Origin of the sequence: Massilia horti, assembly GCF_004614195.1 — a bacterium.
GTDB classification, from domain to species: Bacteria; Pseudomonadota; Gammaproteobacteria; order Burkholderiales; family Burkholderiaceae_D; genus Telluria; species Telluria horti.
Genome location: NZ_SPUM01000055.1, coordinates 1 through 16,426, shown reverse-complemented (window position 1 = coordinate 16,426; position 16,426 = coordinate 1). Strand labels below are relative to the sequence as shown.

The window sequence follows — 16,426 nt, the reverse complement described above, 5'->3', positions numbered from 1 at the left end:
GGAGCTTGTCGGGAAGTTCCATGCTGGCGCGGATACTGTATTTTTGTACAGTATAGCGCAGCGCGCGGCGTCAAGGCCGCACGCTTTGCGGCAGCGCGTTTGATTAGACTTGCGCCAGCTGTGCCGTTTCGCACGCGCGCAGGTAGGCCTGTGCCTGCGCCAGCAGCGCCGGTTCCATGCGGGTGGCCAGGCGCCGCACGTAAGCGGTGGCGGCCGCGACCCCGCCGTGCGCCGCCCGCTGCAGCCAGGCGTAGGCCTCGACCTGGTCGCGCGCCACGCCCTGGCCGCTGGCGTACATCACGCCCAGGTTGAACCGGGCGCGCGCGTGGCCCTGGCGCGCCGCGCACAGGTACCAGAAGTGCGCGGCCTCGTAGTCGCGCTCGACGCCGTTGCCGCTGTCGTGGCGCAGGCCGTATTCGAACTGGGCCAGCGCGTGGCCCTGCTCGGCCGCCCGGCGGTACCAGGCGCACGCTTCCGCCGCGCTGCCCGGATCGTCCTCGATGCGGTCGATCAGCTGGCCCACCATGTACTGGGCCGGCGCGTAGTCCTGGTCGGCGGCGCACCGGTACCAGGCCAGCGCGCGCGGCAGGTCCTGCGCCACGCCGATCCCGTTTTCATAGCGCAGCGCCAGGTCGAACTGGGCGCGCAGGTGGCCCTGCTCGGCCGCCTGGCGGTACCAGTCGAGCGCTTCGGCCGGGTCGCGGGCAACGCCATTGCCCGCGTCGCAGAGCTGGCCCAGGTGGTACTGGGCACCGGCGAAGCCTTGCACGGCCGCCTTGCGGTACCAGTGCGCGGCCACTTCGTAATCCTGCGCCACGCCCTGCCCGTGCTCGTAGCGCAGGCCGATGTTGTCCTGGGCGCCGGCGTGGCCCTGCTCGGCGGCCTTGCGGAACCAGGCCAGCGCGCGCTCCTCGTCGCGCGGCACGCCGTGGCCGCTGTCGTAGATCAGGCCGAGGTTGAACTGGGAGCTGGCGTGCCCCTGCTCGCCGGCGCGGGTGTACCACAGGATCGCCTTTTCGCTGTCCTGCGGCAGGTCCTGCCCTTTGTCGTAGCGCAGGCCGAGGTTGAACTGGGCCGGCGCGTAGCCCTGCTCGGCCGCCTTGCGCAGCCAGGAGAGCGCCATGCCGGGGTCGCGCGGCACGCCCTGCCCGCTGTCGTAGCGCAGGCCGAGGTTGAACTGCGAGCGCGCGTAGCCCTGTTCGGCCGCGCGCAGGTACCAGGCGATCGCCTGCTGCTGGTCCTGCGGCACGCCTTTGCCGCCCTCGTACATCATGCCCAGGTTGTGCTGGGCGCCGGGGTCGCCCTGCTCGGCCGCCTTGCTGAACCAGTGCATCGCGCGCTGGGTGTCGGCGGCGCTGCCTTGGCCCTTGGCGTACAGCCAGCCGAGGTTGTACTGGGCCGGCGCGTAGCCCTGCTCGGCGGCGCGCTCGTACCAGTAGCGCGCCTGCTCGAAGTCCTGCGGCACGCCCTGGCCCTTCTGGTACATCACGCCCAGGTTGTACTGGGCCTGTTCCAGTCCGGCGCTGGCGGCCATCCGGTACCAGGCAACGGCCAGCTCGTAATTCTGCGGCACGCCCTGGCCGTTGACGTACATGAAGCCCAGGCTGTGCTGGGCGTTGGCCACGCCGCGCTCGGCCAGCGCCTTTACGCGCAGGAACTCGGCCGTGTGGCGGTCGTCCTGGTTCGGGGCAAGGGCCGCGTTCTGCATGGGCGCGATGTTAGGCCAGGTGCGCGCGCGGCGCCTGCACGCCGGTGGCGGGGCCCTGGCCGCGCAGCACGTCCAGGAAAGCCGTCAGCGAAATTGGCCGGTAATACAGGTAGCCCTGCATGGTCAGGCAGCCGTTGGCCTTCAGGTAGCGCGCCTGCACCTCGGTCTCCACGCCTTCCGCGATCAGGTGCAGGCCCAGCCCGCGCGCGATCGAGATGATCGCCAGGATCACCGGGTAGTGCCCGTGCTCGTCGTGGATCTCCTTGACGAACGACTGGTCGACCTTGATGGTGTGGATCGGGAACCGGTGCAGGTAGGCCAGCGACGAGTAGCCGGTGCCGAAGTCGTCGATCGCGACCGACACCCCGAGCTGGCACAGCTTGTTGAGCTGCTCGATCGCGTACTGCGGGTTGCGGATGCAGATGTTCTCGGTGATCTCGACCTCGATCTGGCTGGGCGAGATCCCGTAGCGCACCAGCGAGCCGCGCATCTTCTCGAAGAAGTCGCCGCGGTCCAGGTACTGGGGCGAGAGGTTCAGCGACAGCCGGATCGGCTGGCCGCCGGCCATGTTCCACTGCAGCATATCGCGGCACAGGGCGCCGATCATCCAGTCCGAGATCGGCAGCATCAGCCCGCTCTCCTCGGCGAACGGCAGGAACTCGCCGGCCGACAGCAGGCCACGCTGCGGGTGGTTCCAGCGCATCAGGCCCTCGGCGCCGACGATGCGGCCGGTGATCACGTCCACCTGCGGCTGGTAGTACATCTCCAGCTCGCCCTGCTCGAGCGCGCGGCGCAGCGCCTGCTCGAGCACCACCTTCTGGTGCGATACGTCGAGCATCGAGTTGTGGTAGAAGCTGTGGCCGTTCTTCCCCTGCGCCTTGACCTGGTACATGGCGATGTCGGCGTGGCGCAGCAGCTCGTCGATCGATTCGCCGTCACCCGGATAGATCGCGATGCCGATCGAGGCCGAGATGTGCACGGAGTGGCCGTCCAGGTCGAACGGCGCCTGCAGGCACTCGAGGAACTTGTCGGCGATGAGGCGCGCGTCGTCGCGGTCGCGCAGTTCGGGCAGCACGATCGTGAATTCGTCGCCGCCCTGGCGCGCCAGGGTGTCGCCGCGGCGCAGGCAGGACTTCAGGCGCACCGCCACCTGCTGCAGCAGCTCGTCGCCCTTGACGTGGCCGAGCGTGTCGTTGACCAGCTTGAAGCGGTCCAGGTCGATGAACATGACCGCCAGTTCGCTCTGCTTGCGCTTGGCCTGGATCACGGCCAGGCCAAGCCGGTCCTTGAACAGGATCCGGTTGGGCAGGTCGGTCAGGATGTCGTGGTAGGCCTGGTAGGAGATCACCTCCTCGGCGCGCTTCCTGTCGGTGATGTCGCGCGCCACGCCGTAGGTGCCGAAGAACTCGAGCTTCTTGACCTCGGCGTCGGGCACGTGCATGCCGATCGAGTTCAGCGAGATCGTCATCACGGTGTTGCTGAAGGTGCGGTCCTGGTTGTGGCCCTGGTGGCACTTCAGGCGCAGCTCGACGTTGCGGCTGGCGCGCTCGTCGACGCGGCGCTCGTTGAACACGTAGCGCGCGCGCTCCAGGTCTTCCTCGTGCACCAGGATCGAGTAGTGCTTGCCGATCAGCTCCTCGCGGGTGAAGCCGAGCAGCTGGTAGGCGCGGTCGTTCACGAACGTGAACTTGCCCTCGTGGTTCAGGGTGTAGATGATGTCCGGACTACTGTCGACCAGGTAGCGGTACATCTTTTCCGAGTTCTCGAGCTGGGTCGCGATGCGGCGGTTGGCCTGCGCCAGGCGGCGCTGCTTGAGCGCATTGGCCACCGTCTGCAGCAGCTCCTCGCGGCTGTAGGGCTTCCTCAGGTAGTCGTAGGCGCCGCGCTTCAAGGCCCCGATCGCGGCGTCGATCCCGACCTCGCCGCTCATCACGATCACCTCGGCATCAATGCCCTTCTCGTTGATGAAGTCCATGATCTCGTGGCCGCCGATGTCGGGCAGGCGCAGGTCGAGCAGCACCAGGTCGAAGCGCAGTTTGGACAGCTGGGCCAGCGCCTCGCTGCCGCTGGCGGCGGTCACCAGCTGGTAGCCGCGGTCCTGCAGCAGCTCATGCAGCGACGAGAGCAGGCGCGGCTCGTCGTCCACCAGGAGCAGGCGTGGCTGGGCGTCGGGATCGAGGAGCAATGGTGCGCTTTCGCCGGAAAGGACAGCTTGCAAGGCATTGGCGGAGTTCGCGATCATTATTACCTTTTACATCAGCCCAGCGCGCGCGCCGGCAGGGCGGGCGCGTTGGTGGTGCCGGCCCATGCCGGCAGCAGAATTTCAAACGAGGTGCCGGTCTTGCCGCTGCGGCAGGCGATGTCCCCGTGCAGCTTCTTGACCAGGCTGTGCACGATCGACAGCCCCAGCCCGTGGTGGGCGCCGTCCTTGGTGCTCTTCACCGCCGAGAACAGGTTGGCCAGCACTTCGCTGGACAAGCCGGGGCCGGTGTCGGACACCACCAGTTCCAGGTACAGCTTGCGTTCGCGGTTGACGTGGCCGCGGCTGGCGATCTCGATCCGCCCGCCGGAATCAAACAACGCTTCGATCGCGTTCTTGACCAGGTTGACCAGGATTTGCTTGAGGATGTCGGCGTCGCCTTCGATGCGCGCGGCTTCGTCCGGCATCGACAGCACGATCTCGACCATCGGCGGCACGAAGTCGGTGGCGCGGAACAGGTGTACCACCTCGGCCGCCACCTTGGCCACGTCGGTCGGGCGCGGCCCGGCATCGGCCGGCTGCAGGTCGGCCAGGCTGCCCACCAACTGGCCGACGCGGTCGATCTCCTCGTTCAGGATCGCCATTTCGCCGCTGACCGGCTCCTGGCGCGCCAGCTTGCTGTCCAGGACCGACAGGTAGTTCTTGATGATCGAGAGCGGGTTGTTCACCTCGTGCACCACGCGCCGCGACGCCTGGCGGTATTCCTCGGCCACCTGGGCCAGCTGGCGCCGCGCGTGGCCGCGCTCGGACAGCGCGGTCTCCAGCGCCTGCGCGGCCTGCGCGCCGAACGACTGCAGGAAGCGCTCGCGCTTTTGCACGGCGGCGACCTGGCAGGCCGCGACGCCGCCGATCATCACCCCCAGGCAGCGCGCGCCGGCCACCAGCGGCACGCACACCAGCGACTCGGTGCCGAGCATGCGCAGCAGCTGCTCTTCGGCCAGGCCGATCGGCGCGCCGTCGCGCGCCACGAACGCCAGGCGCCGCTCGAGCGCGCTTTGCGCGATCGCGCCGCCCCGGGCCAGCGGGATCGAGAATTCGGCGATGCGCTGGGCGCCGCCGGTGGGCGCGCCGATCAGCGCCTGGCCGGTCGGGTTCTCGAGCAGCACCAGGGTATTGTCGAAGTCGAACAGGATGCGCGCCGAGCGCGTCATCGCTTCCAGGATGCCGGACTCGCCCTGCTGGCGCGCCAGGGTCTGGCCGATTTCGGACACCAGCACCAGGTTGCGCACCTCCTCGGACAGCTTCTGCTGCACCGGGTCCAGGACCGGCGGGGCGGACGCGGGCGGGGCCGGAATCTGGTCGGCCCCGGACAAGTCGATGCCCAGGTGCGCGGCCGCGGTCTCGACCTGGCGCGCGGCGGCTTTGACAAGTTCAATCAGGTCGCCCGGATCGATGCCGCACAGCGCAGCGCCCTCGTCCAGCGTCGCGTCGTCATCCGGATGGGCCGACAGCAGGTGCGCCAGGCGCACGATGCGGATCAGGGGATGGCTCGCTTCCAGCCGCTCGCCCGGCTCGTGGTGGTACAGCACCGCATCGGCCAGGAACGAATCGAGCTGCCAGCGCTCGATCAGCCAGGCGCCGGCCTCGGCGTGGGTGATCTGCAGCGTGCGCTGCTCGACCGCGCACAGGTCCTCGTCGTCACGCGCGGTGAAGTTGAAGGCGTATTCCTTGGGCGCGGCGGCCAGGAGCGCCAGCCGCCCGACGTTGTGCAGCAGGCCGGCCAGGTAGGCTTCCTCCAGCTGCGGATAGTCCATGCGCCGCGCCAGCTCGCGCGCGATCACGGCGGCCGACAGCGAATTTTTCCAGAACGCGCGCAGGTCGGTGCTGCCGGAGTGGGGAAAGCTGTTAAAGGTCTGGAACACCGAGTCGCTGATGACCAGCGTCTTGATCATGTCCGTGCCCAGCGCCACCAGCGACTGTTCCAGGTTGACGCTGCGCGCGCCCCGGTGATAGGCCGAGCTGTTGGCCACCGTGAGGATCTTGCCGGTGATGCCGGCGTCCTTGGCGATCAGGGCGGCCAGCTCCTGCATGCCCAGGTCGTCGGCCTGAAGGTGCCCCAGCAGCTTCACGAGAATCTGCGGCATGGCCGGCAGGCGGGCGATCAGCAAGCGATTGCGTATGTCCTGGTCTGGTTGATGCATTATCTCAAGCAGTGCCGCCGAAGGATGGTTGTCTCCCCGTGGCGCTTGCGCAACGAGCCGCCACGACTTTTTCTTGTTCCGTGCCTGTGAATAAACGGGATTTTCCCGCCCAATTCGAATTTTTATCCGCTTATCTTAGCATATATACACGAAATTGCTGTTCAGGAAGAATAGTTTCCGAAAAAAGTTTCTTGTTTTCCACGATTTTCCGGTCACATATGCAACAAACATGGTGGTCGCCTTAGCTCCCGTAGCGCGCCTGCCTGCGCCGGTAATGGCGCGAAGTGAGCCAGCAGGCCAGCGAAGCCAGCGCAAAGGCCGCCTGGCCGAGCGCCATCGCGAGCACCGAATGGGTCAGGGCCGGCGCGATCAGGCCCGCCACCAGCGCCCCCATCAGCGTGGTCATGAACGACTGGCAGGACGCGACCGTGCCGCGGATGTGCGGGAACAGGTCGAGGGTGAGCAAGGTGGCGCTGGGGTTGATGATCGAGCTGCCGAAGTTATAGAAGAACATCGGCAGCACGGTCCACGGCAGCGCCGGCGGCAGCACCGCGTGATACGTCACGCTGGCGGTGACCGCGGCCAGCATGAGGCCGTAGCCGATGCCGATCTGGCGCGCGAAGCTCATCTTCCCCGCCATCCGGTTGGCCACCAGCGCGCCCAGGAAGATGCCGGCCACCGCGGGCACGAACAGCCAGGCGAACTGCGATGGCCCCAGGTGCAGGTGCTGCGGCAGCAGCACCGGTGCGCCGGCGATGAACAGGAACATGCCGCCGAAGTTCAGCGCGACCACGGCCGACTTCATCTGGAACAGGAAGGAACTGAAGATGGACCAGTAGCTCTGTGCCAGGAAGCGTGGATTGAAGGGCTGGCGCTGCGATGCCGGCATGGTTTCGGGCAGGTGCTGCCAGCACACGTACCACAGCACCAGGGTGAACGCGAGCAGCGCCAGGAAGATCGCGCGCCAGTCGAACCAGACCACGATCATCCCGCCCAGCACCGGCGCGATCGCAGGTGCGATAGAGAAGATCATCGTCACCATCGACAGCAGGCGCGCGGCCGGCGCGTTGGAGTACAGGTCGCGGATGATCGCGCGCCCGACCACCACGCCTGCGCCGGCCGAGACGCCCTGCATGATGCGGAATACCCAGAGGTAGTGCACCGAATGCGAGGCAGCGCAGCCGAAGGTGCCCACCGCGAACACGATCAGGGCGACCAGCACCACGTTGCGGCGCCCGAAGGCGTCCGACATCGCGCCGTGCCACAGCGACATCACGGCGAACGCCAGCATGTAGGCGGTCAGGGTCTGCTGGACCTCGATGCTTGACGCCGCCAGGTCGGCCTGGATGTGCGGGAAGGCCGGCAGGTAGGCGTCGACCGAGAACGGCCCGAGCATCGCCAGCGAGGCCAGCAGCGCGGCCAGCCCGCCGGCAGATAGCATGGTGACCCGGTGCGGCGCGGGCAGCGGGACGGGAGTGACAGGATCTTTTGGTATGTTCGAAGGTTCGGTGGGCAGCATGAATTACTGGTCTTGTTTGGGTTTGGCTTCCTCGCGCCGGTTGTAGCCGGCCACCATGTCGAAGCGGAACAGGCGGCATTCGAGCGCGCCGTTGAAAAATGGGGTCTTGCGCGACTCCTTCAGGCGCAAGAGCTTGGGCAGCGACAGGTCCGCCGTGAACAGGTACACGGTCCAGCCGGCGAAGCGCTGCTTGAGCGTGGTGCCCAGCGCCTGGTAGAACTGCACCGCCATCTCATCGCGCGCAATGGTGGAATCGCCGCGCACGCCGATCCGTTCGCCGTACGGCGGATTGGTCAGCAAAATGCCGGACTGCTCGACCGGTGGCTTGACCGCCTGCGCCTCGATCTGCTTGAGCGGGACATCGAACAGGACGCCGGCCATCTTCATGTTATGGCGCGTCATCGCGATCATGTCGCCCGAAATGTCGGAACCGAAGAGGGTCGGATCAAACGGCAGCGCATTGGGCTTGATCTCGGCCTTGATGTCCTGCCAGGCCTGACGGTCGAAGTCGCGGAACTTCTCGAACGCGAAGCGGCGGCGCGCGCCCGGAGGAATGCCCTGCACCATCTGCGCGGCCTCGATCAAAATCGTGCCGGAGCCGCACATGGGGTCGAACAGCGGCGTGCCGGGGCGCCAGCCGGACACGCGCAGCAGGCCCGCAGCCAGGTTCTCGCGCAGCGGCGCGTCGCCGGTCTCCTGGCGCCAGCCGCGCTTGAACAGCGCCTCGCCCGAGGTGTCGAGATAGATCGTGAAGTTGCGCTGGTCGAGAAAGCCGACGATGCGCATGTCCGGCTCGCGCGTGTTGACCGAAGGGCGGCGGCCGAACTGGTCGCGGAAGCGGTCGCACACCGCGTCCTTGATCTTAAGCGTGGTGAACTCGAGGCTCTTGAGCGGCGACTTGACCGCCGTGATGTCGACCCGGATGGTGTGCTCGGGACCGAACCAGTCTTCCCAGGGCTGTTCGAGCACCAGGTCGTAGATGTCGTTCTCGTTGGCGTAGCTGGCCTGCGCCATGCGCATCAGCACCCGTGAGGCGATGCGCGAGTGCAGGTTGATGCGGTAGGCGTCGATCAGGGAACCGGAGCAGTGCACGCCACCCGGCACCTGGTTGTGCACCTTCAGGGTAGTGCTTTGCTGGGCGATCTCGCCAAGTTCTTCGGCCAGTGCGGCTTCCATGCCGCGCGGGCACGGGAGGAAATAAGAGGTCATAGGGGTACCCTTTGTCCGTTAGTTTAAAAAAAAGCTGGGCAGGGCGCGGCCGGGCCGCGCCATGCGATATAAGCGGGAGGTCGCATCAAAAGGCTATGCCACCGCTAGGTGTGATCTCAGGCCGTAGGGTGCGCACCTGTGCGCACGCGGTCACCCTATCATAGCTCACGGCAATGACGACATTCGGCACACTTTGCACCGCGTGCGCACAGGTCCTCGGCGGCCCCGCGCCCCCTACCGCTGCTGCAGATGGCGTTCGACGAAATCGAGCCGGTCCTGGCCCCAGAAGCCCTGCCCGTCGACCACGTACCAGGGCACGCCGAACACGCCAGCCGCCAGCGCATCGTCGGTGTTGCGCTGGTACTGCTCCTCGGCCTTGGGCTGCTGCGCCGCCTGCATCACGGCGGGGGCATCCAGGCCGCTCTCGACGGCCAGCTGCGACAGCGTGGCCGGGTCGGCGATGTTCTTCTCCTCCGCCCACACGGCGCGCATGATCGCACCTGCCAGCGCCAGCGCCGTGTCGGCACCGGCCGCGTCGCGCGCGGCGATGATGAGCCTGGAGGCCAGCTCCGGCGCCACCGGGAAGAACTTCGGCTCCACATTCATCCGCAGGCCGAGAAAGTCTGACCAGCGCCGCAGTTCCTGCAGCCGGTAGGCCTGGCGTTCCGGCGGGCGCTTGGCGAGCGGCAGGCCGCCGGTCAGGCCGAACACGCGGGCCAGGTCGAACGGCCTGGGCTCGACCTGGGCGCCGTACTGGCGCGCCAGCGTCAAGAGCCGGTCGTGGCCGAGGTAGGTCCAGGGCGACTGGGGTGCGAAGAAATACTGGATGACTTTACTCATCGCTCGCAATCAGAAAGGTTTGACCACCACCAGGATCACGATCGCCAGCAGCAGCAGCACCGGAACCTCGTTGAAATAACGGTACCAGGTGTGACTGCGGCGGTTGGCGCCGTTCTCGAACTTGCGCAGCAGCGATCCGCAAGCGTGATGGTAGCCGATCACGAGAATCACCAGCGCCAGCTTGGCATGCAGCCAGCCGCCGCGAAAGCCGTAGCCGAGCCACAACCACAGGCCCAGCAGCACGGCGGGCACGGCCAGCATGGTCGTGAAACGGTACAGGCGGCGCGCCATGCCCAGCAGGCGCAGGGCCGCGGCTTCGTTGGTTTCCTGGGCCAGGTTGACAAAGATGCGCGGCAGGTAGAACAGGCCAGCGAACCAGGACGTGATGAAAACGATGTGGAAGGCTTTAATCCAGAGCATTAGCGTCCTTAGTGTCGTTCTTATTTGCGAATTTCGCCGTGGCCAAACACCACGTACTTGAGCGAGGTAAGGCCTTCCAGCCCCACCGGCCCGCGCGCGTGCAGCTTGTCGTTCGAGATGCCGATCTCGGCGCCCAGGCCGTATTCGAAGCCGTCGGCAAAGCGGGTCGAGGCGTTGACCATGACCGACGCCGAATCGACCTCGCGCAAGAAGCGCAGCGCGGCGCTGTAGTCCTCGGTGACGATCGCGTCGGTGTGCCTGGACGAATACGTGTTGATGTGGTCGATCGCCTCATCCAGGCCGCCGACCACCTTGACCGACAGGATCGGGGCCAGGTATTCCGTGCTCCAGTCTTCAGGAACAGCCTCGACCAGGTACGGATAGCCCTGCAGGATGTGGTGGCTCTCGGGGTCGGCGCGCAGCTCGACCTGCTTGGCCGCGTACATCTCCGCCAGCTGCGGCAGCACGAGCGGCGCGAGGTCGCGCGCGACCAGCAGCGTCTCCATCGTGTTGCAGGTGCCGTAGCGGTGGGTCTTGGCGTTCAGCGCGATGCGCAGCGCCTTCTCGACATCGGCCTTGTCGTCGATGTAGACGTGGCAGATGCCGTCCAGGTGCTTGATCATCGGGACCGTCGCTTCCTGCATCAGGCGTTCGATCAGGCCCTTGCCGCCGCGCGGGACGATCACGTCCACGTATTGCGGCATGGTGATCAACGCGCCGACCGCCGCGCGGTCGGTGGTCTCGACCACCTGCACCCCGTGTTCGGGCAGGCCGGCGCCGACCAGGCCCTCGGCCACCAACGCGGCCAGCGCGCGGTTGCAGTTGATCGCTTCAGACCCTCCGCGCAGGATGGTGGCGTTGCCGCTCTTGATGCACAGGCCGGCCGCGTCCACCGTCACGTTCGGACGCGCCTCGTAGATGATGCCGATTACGCCCAGCGGCACACGCATTTTCCCCACCTGGATGCCGCTCGGGCGAAATTTCAGGTCCGAGATTTCGCCGATCGGGTCGGGCAGCGCGGCGATCTGGCGCAGGCCGTCGACCATGGTCGCGATCGCCGATTCGGACAGCGTGAGGCGGTCGACGAGGGCCGGACCCAGGCCGCTGGCGCGTGCTGCATCAAGGTCCTGCTCGTTGGCGGCGCGCAGGATCGATGAGTCGCGCTCGATGGCGTCGGCGATCAGGTGCAGCGCACGGTTGCGGGTGGCGCTGTCGGCCCTGGCCATGGCGCGCGACGCCGCCCGGGCCTGGCGGCCAAGGGTGTGCATGTATTCGGTGATGTCCATCGTGTCGGTGTCCGTTGTGCCGATCGCAGCGAGCGAATCGGCTTGGTTTGCATTGCGTTAGGCGGCTGCTCGGTCACCTCGCGTGCCGAGGCGTTTTACACCCGTCGTTCCCGCGAAGGCGGGAAGTCGTTTCCGCCAGTGGCGGGAACGACGGGTGTTTCGTCAGCGCGCCACCTTCAGCGCCAGCTGCAACATGGCGTCCCACGCGTCGCCGGCGAACTGCTTCGCGCGCAGGCCCTTGACCATCTTGTCGACCTGGGCCGCATCCTGCAGCGCCTGTTCGAGCACGGGCAGCGAAACGCGCCGCAACGCCGGGTCCATCATCCGCTCGCGCGGTCCCCAGATCCGGTATTCCTTCATCAGCGCGCCAAGCGGGCGTCCCTGCGCCATCCCTGCTTTTAATTTTAACAGCGTGCGGATTTCTTCGGACACGGCCCACAACACCAGCGGCAGCGCCTCGCCCTCGCCCTTCAGGCCGTCGAGCATGCGCGAGAGCCGCGCGGCGTCGCCCGCCAGCATCGCTTCGGACAGCTTGAACACGTCGTAGCGCGCCACGTTGAGCACGGCGTCCTGCACCTGCTCGAAACTGAGCTTGCCCGGCTCGTACAACAGGCCCAGCTTCTGGATCTCCTGGTGCGCAGCCAGCAGGTTGCCCTCGACCCGGTCGGCGATGAAGTCCAGGCTCTGGCGGTCGGCGCTCTGTCCCTGGCTTGATAAGCGCATGCCGATCCAGCTTGGCAGCTGCGCGCGCTCGACGTTCGGGATCTCGACATACACTGCGGCCTGCTGCAGCGCCGCCACCCACGACGACTTGGCGGTCTGCCAGTCGAGCTTGGGCAGGGTGATCAGGGTCAGGGTATCCGGCGACAGGTCCTTGGCGTAGCTTTGCAGCGCGGCGCTGCCGTCCTTGCCCGGCTTGCCGCCGGGGATGCGCAGCTCGATCAGCTTCTTGTCGCCGAACAGCGACATGGCCTGGTTCGCCGCCAGCAGTTCGCCCCACTTGAAGCCGCGCTCCACCGAGAGGACATCGCGCTCGGTGTAGCCGGCCGCGCGCGCGGCGCGCCGGATGCGGTCCGCCGCCTCCAGCGCCAGCAGGTGCTCGTCGCTGGTGATCACGTACAGCGGCGCCAGTCCCTTTGCCAGCTGGCCTTCGAGCGCCTCAGGCCGAAGTATCATCCTTTACCCTTGCGCCGGTGGCTTGAGCGCGGCCAGCCGGCGGATCATCTGCTGCACCGCGTCGCCCTGCATGTCGCGGTACAACTGGTTTGCTTCCGCTTCCTTGGCCAGCACCTGGGTCTCGTCGTACGCCAGGTTGCGGCGCAGGGCGATCTCGGTCGGGCCGAGCAGCGTCGCGCCCTTCCCGTCGAGCACCCGGAACACCACCGTGTAGGTCAGCAGGTATTCGCGCGCCCGGCCCAGGCTGTTAAGCGACAGGATCGAGCGGCCGCGCGCTTCGCTCACCAGCAGGACCTGCGCATCGGACTCCTCCGGCTTGTCGACGATGGTGATGGTGTCCGCGCCGCGCAGGTTGCGCTTGAGGTCATTGCCGAGCGGTGAAGTGTCCGGGATGCCGACAAAGATGCGGTGGAACGGCATGTTGTAAGTGCCGCCGGTGCCGCGCAGCTGGAAGCCGCAGCCGGCGACGAGCGCCGCCAGCAGCAGCGCCAGCAGCGCGCGCATCAGGTAGGGTCGGGGCGCGCGCATCGCTTACACCACGATGTTGACCAGCTTGCCGGGCACGACGATGACCTTCTTCGGCGTGCCTTCGACGAACTTGTGCGCCGCCTCCGAAGCCAGCGCGGCCTGCTCGATCGCGGCCTTGTCGGCATCCTTGGCCACCTTGACCGAGCCACGCAGCTTGCCGTTCACCTGGATCATCATCTCGATCTCGGCCTGCTCCAGCGCGGCCGGGTCGACTTCCGGCCAGGACGCGTCGAGAATGTCGCCGTACCGGGCGCCGTAACCGAGCTCCTGCCACAGCACGTGCGTGATGTGCGGCGCGACCGGGTTAAGCAGGCGCAGGAAGATCGACAGTCCTTCGGCGATCACCGCGTCGCCGGCGACGCCCGCTTCCAGCTTGGTCGATTCGAGCGTGTTGAGCATCTTCATGCATGCCGAGACCACGGTGTTGTACTGGATGCGCTTGAGGTCGTAGTCGGCCTGCTGCAAGAGCTTATGCACCTCGCGGCGCAGCGTCTTGTGCGCTTCATCGAGGGTGCCTTCCTGCTGGCCCGCGAGCGCCGCAGCCACCCGCTCGCGCTGCGAATACGCGTAGGCCCACACGCGGCGCAGGAAGCGGCTCGCGCCTTCCACGCCGCTGCTGGACCACTCGAGGGTCTGTTCCGGCGGCGCGGCGAACATCGTGAACAGGCGCGCCGTATCGGCGCCGTACTGTTCGATCTGGGCCTGCGGGTCGATGCCGTTGTTCTTCGACTTGGACATCTTCTCGGTGCCGCCCAGCGCCACCGGCTGGCCGTCGGATGCCAGCGTGGCACTGACCGGGCGGCCCTTGTCGTCGAACGACACGTGCACGTCCTCCGGGTTGAACCAGGTCTTCTTGCCCGATGCGTCCTCGCGGTAGTAGGTCTCGTTGAGCACCATGCCCTGGGTGAGCAGGTTGACGAACGGCTCGTCGAAATTGACCAGGCCGAAGTCGCGCATGACCTTGGTCCAGAAGCGCGCGTACAGCAGGTGCAGCACAGCGTGCTCGATGCCGCCGATGTACTGGTCCATCGGCATCCAGTAGTCGTTGCGCGCCGGGTCGACCATCTTGTCGTTCGAACCAGGCGAGGTATAGCGCATGTAGTACCACGACGAGTCGATGAAGGTGTCCATCGTGTCGGTTTCGCGGCGCGCCGGCTTGCCGCACTTGGGGCAGTCGCACTTGAGGAAGGCCTCGTGCTTGGTCAAAGGGTTGCCGCTGCCGTCCGGGACGCAGTCCTCGGGCAGCACCACCGGCAGGTCCTGCTCGGGCACCGGTACCGGGCCGCAGGTGTCGCAGTGGATGATCGGGATCGGGGTGCCCCAGTAGCGCTGGCGCGAGATGCCCCAGTCGCGCAGGCGGAAGGTGACCTTCTTGTCGCCCAGGCCCAGGTTCGCCAGGTCGCCGGCCACCGCGTTCACCGCGGCCGGGTAGTCCAGGCCGTCGTACTTGCCGGAGTTGACCGTGATGCCGTGCTCCTTGTCGCCATACCACTCCTGCCAGCCGTCCAGCGAGAAGGTCTGCCCTTGTACTGCCACCACCTGCTTGATCGGCAGGTCGTATTTTTTCGCGAACGCGAAGTCGCGCTCGTCGTGGCCCGGCACGCCCATCACGGCGCCGTCGCCGTAGGTGATCAACACGTAGTTGCCGACCCAGACCGGCACCTGTTCGCCGGTCAGCGGGTGGGTCACGGTCAGGCCGGTGGGCATGCCCTTCTTTTCCATCGTCGCCATGTCGGCTTCGATCACGCTGCCCTTCTTGCACTCGGCGATGAACTCGGCCAGCGCCGGGTTATTCCGGGCCGCGTGCTGGGCCAGCGCGTGCTCGGCCGCCACGGCGCAGAAAGTCACGCCCATGATGGTGTCGGCACGGGTGGTGAACACGTACATCTTGCCGTCGCCAACCAGGTCGCCGTTATCGTCGCGGATTTGGTGCGGGAAGGCGAAGCGCACGCCGGTGGACTTGCCGATCCAGTTGGCCTGCATCACGCGCACGCGCTCCGGCCAGCCCGGCAGCTTGTGTTCCACGTGGTCGAGCAGTTCCTCGGCGTAGTCGGTGATGCGCACGTAGTACATCGGGATCTCGCGCTTTTCGATCAGCGCGCCCGAGCGCCAGCCGCGGCCGTCGATCACCTGCTCGTTGGCCAGCACGGTCTGGTCCACCGGGTCCCAGTTCACGGTGCCGGTCTTCAGGTAGATGAGGCCCTTCTCCAGCATCTTGAGGAACATCCACTGGTTCCACTTGTAGTATTCCGGTTTGCAGGCGGTCATCTCGCGCGACCAGTCGATCGCCAGGCCCATCGATTCCATCTGCTTTTTCATGTGCGCGATGTTCGAATAGGTCCACTCCGCGGGCGGCACCTTGTTCGCCATCGCGGCGTTCTCGGCCGGCATGCCGAAGGCGTCCCAGCCCATCGGCATGAGCACGTTGTAACCGTTCATCCGCAGGTAACGGTACATCACGTCGTTGATCGTATAGTTGCGCACATGGCCCATGTGCAGCTTGCCGGACGGGTAAGGCAGCATCGAGCAGGCGTAGTATTTACCCTTCGGGAAACGCGGGTCGTGCTCGACAGCCTTGTATGCGTCGATCGACTTCCAGTGGCCCTGAGCGGCCTGTTCGACGTCGGCCGGACTATATTTGTCTTGCATGATGTTCTGCGGAGAAAAAAGGAGTGGAGCAGAACATTATACTGGTTCATCTTGCACTGCGGCGTGAGCGGGGCGGTCACAAGGCTGAGCATATGGACGAATGCGCGAACCGCTGTGGCCGAATACTGTCTAAACATACATGAGTATTCAATTCGACGCGATCGCTTACGCCCGCGAACTGGAAGCGGCCGGCGTGCCGAAAGACCAGGCGGAGGTGCATGCACGTACGCTGGCGCATGTGGTCAGCAATTGCGTGGTGCTGCCGGGAGACCTGCACGAGGCCAGGAGCGAGATTGTGTACAAGCTCGCGGAGACCAAGGCCAAGCTGCGCTCTGAGATCAGCGAAACCGCGGCCAGGTTGGGCTCTGAGATTAGCAAAACCGCGGCCAGGTTGGGCTCTGAGATCAGCGAGAGTGAATCGCGTCTGCGCGGCGAGATTGTCCAGTCCGAAGCCCGGCTGCGGACGAAAATCGCGGAATCCGAAGCTCGGCTGCGGACGGAAATCGCGGAATCCGAAGCCCGACTGCGAACGAAAATCGACGCACTCAAGGACGCGGCGGGCTACCTGAAATGGATGAATGCTCTAACGCTGGCCCTTCTGATCGGGCTGATCGTCAAATCATCCTTCGTGTGAACATCGTAGGGTGCGCACCTGTGCGCACGCGGTCACCGTATGCTGGCTCGCGGCTG

The 16,426-nt window shown here is 66.4% G+C and carries 12 protein-coding genes; 1 reads left to right on the top strand and 11 read right to left on the bottom strand.

Annotated elements, in window-relative coordinates; all coding sequences use genetic code 11:
• Window positions 1–103: 103 nt before the first annotated feature.
• The 11 genes from E4O92_RS09485 to leuS all read right to left on the bottom strand — a co-directional run bounded on the left by E4O92_RS09485 (window position 104) and on the right by leuS (window position 15,736).
• Entirely contained in the window at window positions 104–1,708 is a 1,605-nt protein-coding gene (locus E4O92_RS09485; protein WP_135189521.1) for an SEL1-like repeat protein, read from the bottom strand.
• Between the two features lie 10 nt (window positions 1,709–1,718).
• Complete coding sequence (locus E4O92_RS09480; RefSeq protein ID WP_135189520.1) at window positions 1,719–3,950, bottom strand: putative bifunctional diguanylate cyclase/phosphodiesterase; 2,232 nt, start codon at window positions 3,948–3,950, stop codon at window positions 1,719–1,721.
• 14 nt (window positions 3,951–3,964) lie between these two features.
• Complete coding sequence (locus E4O92_RS09475) at window positions 3,965–6,109, bottom strand: HDOD domain-containing protein (RefSeq protein WP_135189519.1); 2,145 nt, start codon at window positions 6,107–6,109, stop codon at window positions 3,965–3,967.
• A gap of 241 nt (window positions 6,110–6,350) precedes the next feature.
• Window positions 6,351–7,628 (bottom strand): multidrug effflux MFS transporter, encoded by a 1,278-nt coding sequence (locus E4O92_RS09470; protein WP_135189518.1) that lies wholly within the window; start codon window positions 7,626–7,628, stop codon window positions 6,351–6,353.
• 3 nt (window positions 7,629–7,631) lie between these two features.
• Window positions 7,632–8,837 carry a THUMP domain-containing class I SAM-dependent RNA methyltransferase gene (locus E4O92_RS09465; RefSeq protein ID WP_441295152.1) on the bottom strand — a complete coding sequence of 402 codons (1,206 nt, stop codon included), beginning with the start codon at window positions 8,835–8,837 and terminating at the stop codon, window positions 7,632–7,634.
• 234 nt (window positions 8,838–9,071) lie between these two features.
• Entirely contained in the window at window positions 9,072–9,677 is a 606-nt protein-coding gene (locus E4O92_RS09460) for a 2-hydroxychromene-2-carboxylate isomerase (protein ID WP_135189517.1), read from the bottom strand.
• Between the two features lie 9 nt (window positions 9,678–9,686).
• Window positions 9,687–10,097: a CopD family protein gene (locus tag E4O92_RS09455; RefSeq protein ID WP_135189516.1), complete on the bottom strand. Its 411-nt coding sequence runs from the start codon at window positions 10,095–10,097 to the stop codon at window positions 9,687–9,689.
• A gap of 20 nt (window positions 10,098–10,117) precedes the next feature.
• Window positions 10,118–11,383, bottom strand: coding sequence for a glutamate-5-semialdehyde dehydrogenase (locus tag E4O92_RS09450; RefSeq protein WP_135189515.1), 1,266 nt, complete (start codon window positions 11,381–11,383; stop codon window positions 10,118–10,120).
• A 162-nt stretch (window positions 11,384–11,545) separates the two neighbouring features.
• Entirely contained in the window at window positions 11,546–12,559 is a 1,014-nt protein-coding gene (gene holA / locus E4O92_RS09445) for a DNA polymerase III subunit delta (RefSeq protein WP_135189514.1), read from the bottom strand.
• A 3-nt stretch (window positions 12,560–12,562) separates the two neighbouring features.
• Window positions 12,563–13,087 (bottom strand): LPS-assembly lipoprotein LptE, encoded by a 525-nt coding sequence (locus E4O92_RS09440; RefSeq protein WP_135189513.1) that lies wholly within the window; start codon window positions 13,085–13,087, stop codon window positions 12,563–12,565.
• Between the two features lie 3 nt (window positions 13,088–13,090).
• Complete coding sequence (gene leuS / locus E4O92_RS09435; protein ID WP_135189512.1) at window positions 13,091–15,736, bottom strand: leucine--tRNA ligase; 2,646 nt, start codon at window positions 15,734–15,736, stop codon at window positions 13,091–13,093.
• A 139-nt stretch (window positions 15,737–15,875) separates the two neighbouring features.
• Between leuS and E4O92_RS09430 the strand changes: the two genes are divergently transcribed.
• The gene (locus E4O92_RS09430) at window positions 15,876–16,370 is read left to right on the top strand and encodes a DUF1640 domain-containing protein (RefSeq protein WP_135189511.1); all 495 of its coding nucleotides are present in this window, start codon (window positions 15,876–15,878) and stop codon (window positions 16,368–16,370) included.
• Window positions 16,371–16,426: the final 56 nt, after the last annotated feature.

Excerpts from the sequence above, each read along its gene's own strand:
- E4O92_RS09485 (WP_135189521.1), bottom strand. The coding sequence starts at position 1,708 with ATGCAGAACGCGGCCCTTGCCCCGAACCAGGACGACCGCCACACGGCC.
- E4O92_RS09480 (WP_135189520.1), bottom strand. The coding sequence starts at position 3,950 with ATGATCGCGAACTCCGCCAATGCCTTGCAAGCTGTCCTTTCCGGCGAA.
- E4O92_RS09475 (WP_135189519.1), bottom strand. The coding sequence starts at position 6,109 with ATGCATCAACCAGACCAGGACATACGCAATCGCTTGCTGATCGCCCGC.
- E4O92_RS09470 (WP_135189518.1), bottom strand. The coding sequence starts at position 7,628 with ATGCTGCCCACCGAACCTTCGAACATACCAAAAGATCCTGTCACTCCC.
- E4O92_RS09465 (WP_441295152.1), bottom strand. The coding sequence starts at position 8,837 with ATGACCTCTTATTTCCTCCCGTGCCCGCGCGGCATGGAAGCCGCACTG.
- E4O92_RS09460 (WP_135189517.1), bottom strand. The coding sequence starts at position 9,677 with ATGAGTAAAGTCATCCAGTATTTCTTCGCACCCCAGTCGCCCTGGACC.
- E4O92_RS09455 (WP_135189516.1), bottom strand. The coding sequence starts at position 10,097 with ATGCTCTGGATTAAAGCCTTCCACATCGTTTTCATCACGTCCTGGTTC.
- E4O92_RS09450 (WP_135189515.1), bottom strand. The coding sequence starts at position 11,383 with ATGGACATCACCGAATACATGCACACCCTTGGCCGCCAGGCCCGGGCG.
- holA (WP_135189514.1), bottom strand. The coding sequence starts at position 12,559 with ATGATACTTCGGCCTGAGGCGCTCGAAGGCCAGCTGGCAAAGGGACTG.
- E4O92_RS09440 (WP_135189513.1), bottom strand. The coding sequence starts at position 13,087 with ATGCGCGCGCCCCGACCCTACCTGATGCGCGCGCTGCTGGCGCTGCTG.
- leuS (WP_135189512.1), bottom strand. The coding sequence starts at position 15,736 with ATGCAAGACAAATATAGTCCGGCCGACGTCGAACAGGCCGCTCAGGGC.
- E4O92_RS09430 (WP_135189511.1), top strand. The coding sequence starts at position 15,876 with ATGAGTATTCAATTCGACGCGATCGCTTACGCCCGCGAACTGGAAGCG.